The organism is Dietzia cercidiphylli (genome assembly GCF_014145145.1).
GTDB lineage: Bacteria > Actinomycetota > Actinomycetes > Mycobacteriales > Mycobacteriaceae > Dietzia > Dietzia natronolimnaea.
Map to the genome: position 1 here is coordinate 1 of NZ_JAALEA010000239.1, position 10,689 is coordinate 10,689.

Consider the following 10,689-nt stretch of genomic DNA (forward strand, 5'->3'; position numbering starts at 1 on the left):
GCGACGCGGGAGGTCACGCCGCCCCGTCGCACACCCGGTGGACCGCGCGGGTGAACCGCTCGACGCCGGCGTCGACCTCGTCGGCGGTCACCACCAGCGCGGGGATGAGGCGCACCACCGAGCCCGTGGGGCCACAGGTGAGGGTGAGCAGATCCTCGTCGATGCACGCCTGCTGGACCGCTCCGGCCAGGCGGGCGGCCTCCACCGCACCGGCACTGCCCGCGGGAGCGGTGGGGTCACCGAACTCGACGCCCAGCATGAGCCCGGTCCCGCGGATGTCGCAGATCTCGCCCACGTCGCCGAGGCTACGCCGCAGTCCCTCGAGGAGTTGGGTTCCGCGCTCGGCGGAGTTGGCCACCAGACCCTCCCTGGCGACCACCCCGAGGGTCGCCACGCCCGCCGCGGCCGCCACGGCGTTGCCGCCGTAGGTGCCGCCCTGCGATCCGGGCCAGGCCTTGGCCATGATCGCCTCGGGAGCGGCGATCGCGGAGATAGGGAAGCCCGAGGCGATCCCCTTGGCGGTGATGATGACGTCCGGGACCAGGCCCTCGGTGTGCTGATGGCCCCAGAACCGGCCGGTGCGCCCGATGCCGGCCTGGACCTCGTCGAGCACGAGCAGCGCGCCGATCCGGTCGGCGCGGTCGCGCAGCCCCTGCAGGTAGCGCGGCGGGGTGGCCATGTAGCCGCCGTCGCCGAGCACGGGCTCGATGAGGAACGCCGCGATCTCGCGGGCGTCGACGCGGGAGGCCATGAGGTAGTCCAGCTCGGCGAGCGCGAAGTCGATCGCGTCGTCCTCGCTCCACCCGTGCCGCAGGGCGTGCGGGAACGGGGTCATCACCACCCCGCCCATGAGGGGGGAGAAGCCGGCGGAGAAGCGCGTCCCGGCGGTGGTGAGGCTCGCGGCGGCGACGGTGCGTCCGTGGAAGCCGCCCTGGACGGTGACGATGTTGGGCCGGCCGGTGGCCATGCGGGCCAGCCGGACGGCGGCCTCGACCGCCTCGGAGCCGGAATTGGCGTAGAAGACCGAATCGATCCCCTCGGGCAGGTGGTCGCCGAGCTTCTCCGTCAGCTGCAGCAGCGGTTGGTGCATGACGGTCGTGTACTGCGCGTGGATGATCTTCCCGCACTGCTCCCGCGCGGCGGCGACCACGTCGGGGTGGCAGTGGCCGGTGCTGGTCACGCCGATGCCGGTCGTGAAGTCCAGGTAGTCGCGGCCGTCGGTGCCGTGGATCCACGAGCCGAGGGCGTGGTCCACCACGACGGGCGTGGCCTGCTTGAGAAGGGGCGACAGATGCGCGGTCATGGGGCCAGTGTGTGACCCCTCCGGGCAGATTGTCAACAATCCGACGATCTGCGGGGGCTGTCGCGGGCACGCTACGGTGTGTCCATGACGCAGCAGCACCGGTCCCCGGGCACGCGACCGACAGTCGTCCTCCTCACCGCCGACGGCGTCGTCCCGCCCACCCACCTGGACGAACTCCGCGGACTCGCCGACGTGCGGGAGTGCACCGCCGACACCCTGGCCGAGGCGCTGCCCGGCGCCGAGGTGCTGTTCGTGTGGGACATCTTCTCCGACGCGTTGGCCTCCGCCTGGCACGCCGCCGACGCGCTGCGATGGGTCCACGTGGCCGCCGCCGGGGTCGACACGCTGCTGTTCGACGAGCTGCGCGACTCCGACGTCTCGGTCACCAACGCGCGTGGTGTGTTCGACGGGCCCATCGCGGAATACGTCCTGGCCTGCGTCCTCGCCCACGACAAGCAGTTGCACCGGACGGAGGCGCTGCAACGTGCGGGGGTGTGGCGCCACCGGGAGACCACCCGCGTGGCGGGACGGCGCGCGCTCGTCGTGGGAACCGGGGGGATAGGCCGGGCCACCGCGCGGCTGCTCAGGGCGGTGGGGGTGGACGTCCGTGGGGCGGGGCGTCGACCTTCCGACGACGACGAGGACTTCGGCGTCGTCCTGGACTCGGCCCGACTGGCCGAGCACCTGGGCGATGTCGACCACCTGGTCATGGTGGCCCCGTTGACCGAGGCCACCCGCGGGATGCTCGGGCCGGCCGAGTTGGCGGCGCTCCCGGACGGCGCCCACGTGATCAACGTGGGGCGGGGCCAACTGGTCGACCAGGAGGCCCTCACGCAGGAGATCGCGGCGGGCAGACTCTCGGCGCACCTGGACGTCCTCGTCGTCGAACCGCTCCCCGACGGCGACCCGCTGTGGACCCTCGACGGCGCGCACGTCAGCCCCCACATGTCGGGTGACGTGGTGGGCTGGCGGGACACCCTCTCGCAGCAGTTCCTCGACCACCTGCGCACCTGGGCGGACGGCGGCGAGCCCGGTCCGCTGGTCGACAAGAACCGGGGATACGTCAGCGGCTGACCGGTCGCGCCTCCGCGGCGTCGAGCCCCAGGCCGAGGGCGGCCTCGGTGAACGCGTCGACGAAGGCCCGTAGGGGTCGACGCCGGGCGTCCCGCTCCCGGTACGCGATCGAGACCGTCCTGGTCAGGGTGTCGCTCAGTGGCAGCACGTCCACCTCGGCGGTCGAGGTGCCCAGCCCGAGGTCGGAGGCCAGGGTCACGCCGAGGCCCGCGGCGACCAGGGCGAGTGCGGTCGACTGCTCACCGGCCTCGTGACGGATGTCCGGTTCGAACCCCGCCTCCCGGCAGGCGAGCCGCACCGCCCTGCCGAAGTGCGAGCGCGGGTGGGCCAGCACCCAGGGTTTGCCCGCGAAGTCGCGCAGCGCCACCTCGCCGGCGTCGATCGACCCGCGGGGGGCCACGAGGTGCAGTGACTCCACGGCGATGGGTGTCCGGGTGAGCTCGGGGACCCGGGCCATCGTGTAGCTGGAGTAGTCCAGGACGAAGGCCAGGTCGAGGGAGCCGTCCCGGACCGCGCCCGTGGAGTCCTCCGGGGCGAGCTCGCGGCTGCGCACCTCGATCCCCGGGTGGTCCCGGGCGAGCACCCGGATCCCGGCGGGCAGCAGGGTCGTGGCCACCGATGCCCAGACCCCGGCCGTGAGGGTCGTCCCGACCCCGGCCCGGGCCGATTCCATCGCGTGCCCGGCGTCCTCCACCGCGGCCAGGATGGTCTCCGCGTGCCCGGCCAGGACCAACCCGGCCTCGGTGAGCCCGATCCGGCGGCCACGACGCTCGAACAGGGGGGTCCCCGCCTCCCGTTCGAGAAGAGCGAGCTGTTGGGACACAGCGGAGACCGTGTAGTCCAGGGCCCCGGCGACGGCGGTCACGGTCCCGCGACGCTCGAGTTCGCGGAGCAGTCTGAGTCGGTGCAGTGACGGCTCCATGGCCCCGAGCGTAGGGGCTGACCGGGGACAGTGCAGAAAAAGTGAACGGTCGGGTCCATCGATTCTCGCTGGACCCGGGCCCGTCCCCGCTCCCATGCTTGAGGGACCCCGCCGGAGAGTCGGGACGAGGCGTTTCAGGAGGCGAGCACCATGACATCCATCGAGATTCCGGGTTTCACCGCGACAACCGGGTCGGTGCCGGTGGCAGTGCCGGCTCCACCCGCGGAGGGTCCCGCCACCCGCGAACCGTACCTGCGGCTGCACTGGAAGGACGACGTCACCGGCGCCCGAGGGTTCCTCGTCGTGGACACCCTCGTCGGTGGCCTGGCCACCGGCGGGACCAGGATGCGGGCCGGCTGCACCCTGGGTGAGGTGGAGGACCTGGCCCGCGGCATGACCCGCAAGACCGCGGCCTTCGACCTCCCCGTCGGCGGTGCCAAGGGCGGGATCGACTTCGACCCCAAGGATCCCCGCGCCGTGGAGGTGCTGGGCCGGTTCTGCGAGGCGATGCGCCCGTTCCTCGACCGTCACTGGGTGACCGCCGAGGACCTGGGGGTTCCGCAGCACCTGATCGACGAGGTCTTCGCCGGGCTGGGGATGCGGCAGTCGTACCACGCCGCCATCGAGCGCTCCGAGGATCCCGCCGCGACCGCCGCACGTATCTTCCGCGGGCTCACCGCCGAGGTGCCCGGCGGGTTGCTCGGCGACGTGATCGGCGGGTACGGCGTGGCGCAGGCGTGTCTGGCCGCGGCGTACGTGCGCGGCTGGGACGTCGGACGCACCACCGTCGCGGTCCAGGGCGTGGGCACGATGGGCGGCGCTGCCGCCTGGTACCTGCACGAGGCCGGGATGACCGTGGTGGCGGTGGCCGACGCCGCCGGGACGCTCTACGACCCGGCGGGCCTCGACATCCCCGCGCTGCTGGCCACCCGCGACCGCTTCGGTGAGATCGACCGGGGAGCCGTCCCCGCCCGCGTCCAGCGGCTGGAGCGGGACCAGATCATCGGGATGGACGTCGACGTCCTGGTCCCCGCCGCGGTCTCGTACGCCATCACCGCGGACAACTGCGCGTCCGTCAGCGCGTCGATCGTGGTGGAGGCCGCCAACGCCGCCACCACCATCGACGCCGAACTCGACCTGACCGCGCGCGGGATCGCGGTGCTGCCGGACTTCGTGGCCAACGCCGGCGCGGTGGCCTGGGCCTGGTGGCTGATCCTCGGAGAGGTCGACGAGCAGCCCGGGACCTCGTTCCTGCGGCTCAGCCGGGAGATGACGGCCAAGGTCTCGGACCTTCTCACCGCCTGGACGCCCGCGGACGGCCCGGTGCGGTGGACGGCGGACGTCTCGCACCTGGTGCGTCAGGTCCCGACGGTCGTGGTGCCCTGACCGAGGGGGCTCGAACCCCTGGCCGTCTGAGCACCCCAGGCGCGCGACCACCGCAGCCGCACACGGGAAGACCGTGTGCGGCTGCGGTCGCGGCGGGGTGGGTGAGGAGGTCGGTCAGGCCCCGGGCTCGGCCCCTGCCTCCGCGTTCTCCTCGGACACCCCGTTCTCCTCGGACGCCCCGTTCCCCTTGCCGATGGCGGTGTGCAGCCGCGCCCGGCGGGGGGAGTCGTCCGTGCCCAGCAGGAGATCGATGGTCAGGCCCAGGCGGCTGTTGACGTCCGCCGCCGAGGACCGCCTGGTGAGCCAGGAGACGAGGTTGGACATCCACACGTCGGAGACCACGCGGGCGATCGAGAGCTGGACCTCGTCCGGTTCCCCCTGGGCCATGGCGCGGGCGATGATCCGGTCCATGTAGAAGCCCACCTCCTCGACCTCGTTGGCCACCGACGCGTCGGCGAACATGAACGCCCGGGTCATGGCCTCGGTGAGGTTGGGATCGCGCTGCATGGACTTGGTGATCATGTCCACCACGACCTTCATGCGCTCCTGGGCGGTGTCCCCGGGCGGGGCCGAACGCTCCGTGCGCTGGTCCAGGCGGCGGAACTCGCGGGCCAGTGCGGAGACCAGGAGGTGGACCTTGGAGGGGAAGTAGCGGTAGAGCGTGCCCACCGCGACCTCGGCCTTCTCGGCCACCGCGCGCATCTGCACCGCCTCGTACCCGCCCTTGGCGGCCAGGGCCAGCGTGGCGTCGAGGATCCGGCGACGGCGCTCCCGCTGCGACGAGGTGCTGGGCTCGTCGCCGCGGGGCGCGGGATCAGACGCGGCAGGACCGGAACCGGTCTCGGTCGAGCTCTTGGTCATGAGGCGAGCCTCCTGGGCTGGCGAGCGGCCGATGGGGGCCGGGTTCGGTGTTCACGTCCTGCTGGTGCATTCTAGAACACGGTTGTTAGAACACGTTCTACTATGGGGGAGAGCGCCGGTCCGCGGACCGGCGCCGGTTCGAACCCCGTCTCGACGAGGAGCCACCGTGAGCATCGCCACCACCCCGGATCAGACCGAGATCCAGAACTCGATCAAGTCCTGGGCGAAGTCCGTCGATCCCGTGGACACAGTACGCGCCCAGGAGACGGACCCGGACGCCTGGAAGGCGCATTGGCCGCAGTTGGCCGGATTGGGGATCTTCGGCGTGGCCGTCGCCGAGGAGCACGGCGGGGCCGGGGCCGAGATCGTCGACCTGGCCTGCATGCTCGAGGAGGCCACCGCCCGGATGGCCCCGGGCCCGATCCTGTCGACCGCCCTCGCGGGCGTCCTGGTCTCGCGTGCCGGGGGCCGGGTGGCCTCCGCGCTGGGCGAGACCATCGCCGAGGGCGGACTGCCCGTCGGCGTCTGCCTGGGCCTCGGCACGGCGACGCTCACGGGCTCGGACACAGCGGGCTCGGACACAGCGGGATCGACCACAGCGGGATCGACCACGGTGACCGGCGATCCTGGTGTCGCCTACGGCGGGACCACGGGCGGCGGGATCCTCCTGCCGGTCGAGCTGGACGGGCGGACCCGGTGGGCCCTGCTCGACGGGGACACCGAGGGGCTCTCCGTGACCCCCGCGACCCCCTACGACCTGTCGGCCTCCATCGGTCACGTATCCCTGCAGGACGTGCGGATCCCGGCCGACCGGATCCTCGACGGCATCACCACGGACCTCGTCCACCAGCTCTTCGTGACCCTCGCCGCCGCGGAGGCCGCCGGGGTCGCCGACTACACGCTCACCACCGCCGTCGAGTACGCCAAGATCCGCGAACAGTTCGGCCGGACCATCGGGTCGTTCCAGTCCATCAAGCACCTGGCGGCCGACATGCTCTGCCGCACCGAGCAGATCCGCGCCCTGGCGTGGGACGCCGCGTCGGCCGCCGAGGACCTGCTCGCCGCGGACTCGGAGCTGCCCGTCGCGGCGTCGGTGGCCGGGGCCCTGGCCTTCGACAACGCCGTGCGCAACTCCCAGGACTGCATCCAGATCCTCGGCGGCATCGGCTTCACCTTCGAGCACGACGCCCACTTCTACATGCGGCGGGCGGGCGCACTGCGCCAGGCGATCGGCGGGTCGGCCCGCTGGCGGCGCTCGCTGGCCGAGCTCACCCTGGCCGGCACGCGCCGACACCTCGAGATCGACCTGTCGGAGGTCGAGGGTCTCGACGCCAGGCGTGAGGAGATCAGGACCCTCGTGGCGAAGGTCGCCGCGGTGTCCGGTGACGAGCGCAAGCGGGCCCTGGCCGACACGGGCCTGTTCATGCCGCACCTGCCCGAGCCGTGGGGACTGGGCGCCTCGCCCGCCGAGCAGCTCCTCATCGACGAGGAGCTCGAGGCAGCGGGCGTGAGCCGCCACAACATCACCATCGGCGGGTGGGCCGTGCCGACCATCCTGCAGGCCGCGCCCGAGCACGCCGACCGGCTGGTCCGCGGCACCATGGCCGGCGAGATCAAGTGGTGTCAGCTGTTCTCCGAGCCCGGCGCCGGCTCCGATCTCGCCGCGCTGCGCGCGACCGCCGAGAAGGTCGACGGCGGGTGGAGGATCAACGGCCAGAAGGTGTGGACGTCCCTGGCGCGCGAGGCCGACTGGGCCATGTGCCTGGCCCGCACCGATCCCGACGCCCCCAAGCACAAGGGCATCACCTACTTCCTCGTGGACATGAAGTCCGAGGGCATCCGGACCAGGCCGCTGCGCGAGATCACCGGCGAGGCCCTGTTCAACGAGGTCTACCTCGAGGACCTGTTCGTCCCCGACGAGTTCCAGGTCGGCCAGGTGAACGACGGCTGGAAGATCGCCCGCACGACCCTGGCCAACGAGCGAGTGGCCATGGGCGGCGGTTCCTCGCTCGGCGACGCCGCCGAGGAGATCGTCGGCCTCATCCGCGCGGCGGGGGCGGAGGACGACGCCCTGGTGCTGGACGAGCTCGGCAAGCACGTGGCCGACGGTGTGGTGGGGAGTCTGCTCGACCTGCGCACCGCCCTGCGGACCCTCTCCGGCTCCGGCCCGGGCGCCGAGTCGTCCGTCCGCAAGATCGTGGGCGTGCGCCATCGTCAGGACATCGCCGAGTTCGGACTCGAGCTCACCGGCACCGGCGGGGTCGAGTTCACCGAGCAGGGGCGCAAGTTCCTCATGGTGCGCTGCCTGTCCATCGCCGGCGGCACGGAGCAGGTGCTGCTCAACGTGGTCGGGGAACGCATCCTCGGCCTGCCCAGGGACTGATCGAACCCGTGCCCGACCCTCTCCCGACTAAGGACTGATCTGACGTGGACTTCACCCGTACCGAGACCCAGGTCGCCGTCGCCGAGGCCGTGGCCGGGGCGCTCACCACGGCCGCCCCGGCCGATGAGCTGCTCACCGCCCTGCCCAGTCGCGGTGTCGCCGACGCCGGATACGACGAGCGACTGTGGTCGGCGTTCGCCGGATCGGGCCTGCTCTCGCTGGGCCTGCCCGCGGCGCTCGGCGGCGACGACCTCTCGGTGGCCGACGTCGCCGTGGTCCTCGAGGAGGTCGGCCGGTCCGGGGTGGTGATCCCCGCTCTGGAGACCCTCGGCTTCGGCGTCCTGCCGATCGTCGCCCTCGGTACCGCGGACCAGCAGAAGGCGCTCCTCGAGGGGATCGAGGACGGTCGCATCCTCACCGCCGCCCTCGCCGAACCCGGGAGCCCGCTCCCGCTCGAGCCGACCGTGCGCCTCGACGGCGGGACGATCACGGGCACCGTCACCGCGGTCCGCTACGCGGCCCAGGCCCGGTCCGTCCTGGTGCCGGTGTCCACGGCCGGGGGAGCCCCCGTCCTCGTCGTCGTCGCCCCCGACGCCCCCGGGGTCACCCTGACCCCGACCCTCGGGTCGCTCGGCGTGCCGGAGTACGCGATGCGGTTCGACGCGACGCCGGTCGACGACGACGACGTGATCCGCGGCCCGGGGGACGGATCGGTCCTCGACGAGTTCCGACGGCTCGTCCTGTCGGCGTGCATCGCCCACGGTGACGGCCTGGTCTCCGGCGCGTTGGACATGACCGCCGACTACCTCAAGCAGCGTGTGCAGTTCGGTAAGCCGCTCGGCTCGTTCCAGGCGGTCCAGCAGGAGCTGGCCGACGTCTACATCATCTCGCGCACGCTGCACGTGATCTCCCAGTCGGTGACCTGGCGGGTCTCGGAGGGGCGCACCGGCCCGGCCGACCGGTACGCCACCGACCCGACGATCGGTGCCTACTGGCTGGCCACCGAGGGACCGCGTGCGGTGCAGATCCTGCACCACCTGCACGGCGGGGTCGGGGTGGACATCACCTACCCCATGTTCCGGTACTCCTCGGCCGTCAAGGACCTGGCCCGCTTCGTCGGCGGCGCGCAGCTCCACCTGGACGACCTCGCGTCGGCGGTGGCGTCCGACCCCGTCGAGCACGTGGCCCCCGCCTCGACCGACGCCGACGCCGGTGCGGCCCCGGACGGCACCTTCATCGACCTCACCGGAGACCAGAGGGCGCTGCAGGCCGAGCTCCGCGAGTACTTCTCCACGCTCATCTCGCCCGAGGAGGCGGCGGACATCGCCACCACCCGCCACGGCGACACCTACGCGGAGATCATCACCCGCATGGGCCGGGACGGGTGGCTGGGGGTGGGGTGGCCCACCGAGTTCGGCGGCAAGGGCTTCGGCCACATCGAACAGTTGATCTTCACCAACGAGGCCACCCGCGCTGACGTCCCGCTCCCCTCGGTCACGCTGCAGACCGTGGGGCCGACCCTGCAGAAGTACGGCTCCGAGGTGCAGAAGGAGAAGTTCCTGCCCGGGATCCTCGACGGCTCGATCCACTTCGCGATCGGCTACTCCGAGCCCGACGCGGGCACCGACCTCGCCGCGCTGCGGACCACCGCGAGGCGGGACGAGGCCACCGGCGACTGGATCATCAACGGGCAGAAGATGTGGACCACCGGCGGTCACCACGCCGACTACATCTGGCTGGCCGCGCGGACCGGTACCCCGGACTCCCGACATCGCGGGCTCACCATCTTCATCGTCGACACCTCCGATCCGGGGTTCTCGTTCACCCCGATCATCACCTGCGACGGCGCCCACCACGTCAACGCCACCTACTACTCGGACGTGCGCGTCCCGGCGGACATGGTGGTGGGCGAGGTCGACGGCGGGTGGAAAATGCTCACCACCCAGCTCAACCACGAGCGCGTGATGCTGGCCCCGTCCGGTCGACCGGGCGGGTACTACGACGAGCTGGTCGGCTGGGCCCGGGGCACCGGCGCCGACGGGGTCCGTCACCTGGACCGGCCCGAGGTGCGGCGCGGGCTCGCCGAGATCTTCGCGTTCGTCCGGCTCAACGAACTGCTCAACTGGCAGGTCTCCTCGGCCGGGGAGAACCCGTCGATGGGTGACTCGGCGGCGTCCAAGGTGTTCTCCACCGAGAAGATCCAGCACGTCGGCCGGATCATCGAGGAGCTGCTCGGTCGCTTCGGCGACCCCACCGATCCCGACACCGCCAGACTCCAGCGGTGGTTCGACATGATGAACAAGCGCAACGTCGTGATCACCTTCGGGGGCGGGGTCAACGAGGTGATGCGCGAACTGACCTGCATGGGCGGACTCGGCATGCCCCGCACCGCCCGCTGACCCGACCCCCCGTCAGCCCGCCCACGACCGAACGAGAAGGCACTCATGAGTGACGAGCAGGCCGCCCGCATCCTGGCCGCCGCCGAGGAGGTCCGCGCCTCCGGCGGCAGCGCGCGCCGCGCGGGCCGCGATCCCATCAACACGCCGATGATCCGCAACTGGACCGAGGCGATCGGGGACGTCAACCCGATCTACACCGACGAGGCCGCGGCCCGCGCGGCCGGTCACGACGGTCCGGTGGCCCCGCCCGCGATGGCGCAGGTCTGGACCATGCGGGGGCTCGGCAGGACCCGCGAGGCCGACGATCCACTGGGCCGCATGACGGACATCCTCGACGCCGAGGGCTTCACCTCCGTGGTGG

At 72.2% G+C, this 10,689-nt stretch carries 8 protein-coding genes and 1 pseudogene; 6 read left to right on the forward strand and 3 right to left on the reverse strand.

Annotated elements, in window-relative coordinates; genetic code table 11:
• Positions 1-13: 13 nt before the first annotated feature.
• Positions 14-1,303: an aspartate aminotransferase family protein gene (locus tag G6028_RS09095; RefSeq protein ID WP_182652797.1), complete on the reverse strand. Its 1,290-nt coding sequence runs from the start codon at positions 1,301-1,303 to the stop codon at positions 14-16.
• Between the two features lie 84 nt (positions 1,304-1,387).
• Here G6028_RS09095 and G6028_RS09100 point away from each other — a divergent pair, with 84 nt between their 5' ends.
• Positions 1,388-2,377 (forward strand): D-2-hydroxyacid dehydrogenase, encoded by a 990-nt coding sequence (locus G6028_RS09100; protein ID WP_182658690.1) that lies wholly within the window; start codon positions 1,388-1,390, stop codon positions 2,375-2,377.
• Here G6028_RS09100 and G6028_RS09105 read toward each other — a convergent pair.
• On the reverse strand, positions 2,367-3,299 hold the full coding sequence (locus G6028_RS09105) for a LysR family transcriptional regulator (RefSeq protein ID WP_182658691.1): 933 nt from the start codon (positions 3,297-3,299) through the stop codon (positions 2,367-2,369). The two genes, G6028_RS09100 and G6028_RS09105, sit on opposite strands and share 11 nt — an antisense overlap.
• A 150-nt stretch (positions 3,300-3,449) precedes the next feature.
• Between G6028_RS09105 and G6028_RS09110 the strand changes: the two genes are divergently transcribed.
• Positions 3,450-4,685: a Glu/Leu/Phe/Val family dehydrogenase gene (locus G6028_RS09110; protein ID WP_182611027.1), complete on the forward strand. Its 1,236-nt coding sequence runs from the start codon at positions 3,450-3,452 to the stop codon at positions 4,683-4,685.
• Between the two features lie 114 nt (positions 4,686-4,799).
• Here the strand turns inward: G6028_RS09110 and kstR are convergent, their stop codons facing one another.
• Entirely contained in the window at positions 4,800-5,546 is a 747-nt protein-coding gene (gene kstR, locus G6028_RS09115) for a cholesterol catabolism transcriptional regulator KstR (protein ID WP_182611026.1), read from the reverse strand.
• 166 nt (positions 5,547-5,712) lie between these two features.
• On the opposite strand from kstR, the gene G6028_RS09120 reads away from it, so the two are divergent.
• The 4 genes and pseudogenes from G6028_RS09120 to G6028_RS09130 form a co-directional block, all read left to right on the forward strand.
• Positions 5,713-7,929 (forward strand): acyl-CoA dehydrogenase family protein, encoded by a 2,217-nt coding sequence (locus tag G6028_RS09120; protein ID WP_182658692.1) that lies wholly within the window; start codon positions 5,713-5,715, stop codon positions 7,927-7,929.
• An 89-nt stretch (positions 7,930-8,018) separates the two neighbouring features.
• Positions 8,019-9,071, forward strand: a pseudogene (locus G6028_RS18045) (acyl-CoA dehydrogenase family protein); the annotation flags it as partial.
• A 39-nt stretch (positions 9,072-9,110) separates the two neighbouring features.
• Positions 9,111-10,328 carry an acyl-CoA dehydrogenase family protein gene (locus tag G6028_RS18050; protein ID WP_338404187.1) on the forward strand — a complete coding sequence of 406 codons (1,218 nt, stop codon included), beginning with the start codon at positions 9,111-9,113 and terminating at the stop codon, positions 10,326-10,328.
• Positions 10,329-10,373: 45 nt separating this feature from the next.
• The coding region (locus G6028_RS09130) for an FAS1-like dehydratase domain-containing protein (protein ID WP_182658694.1) at positions 10,374-10,689 on the forward strand (316 nt) is incomplete at its 3' end.

Coding starts and splice junctions, on each gene's coding strand:
- G6028_RS09095 (WP_182652797.1), bottom strand. CDS start 1,303: ATGACCGCGCATCTGTCGCCCCTTCTCAAGCAGGCCACGCCCGTCGTG.
- G6028_RS09100 (WP_182658690.1), top strand. CDS start 1,388: ATGACGCAGCAGCACCGGTCCCCGGGCACGCGACCGACAGTCGTCCTC.
- G6028_RS09105 (WP_182658691.1), bottom strand. CDS start 3,299: ATGGAGCCGTCACTGCACCGACTCAGACTGCTCCGCGAACTCGAGCGT.
- G6028_RS09110 (WP_182611027.1), top strand. CDS start 3,450: ATGACATCCATCGAGATTCCGGGTTTCACCGCGACAACCGGGTCGGTG.
- kstR (WP_182611026.1), bottom strand. CDS start 5,546: ATGACCAAGAGCTCGACCGAGACCGGTTCCGGTCCTGCCGCGTCTGAT.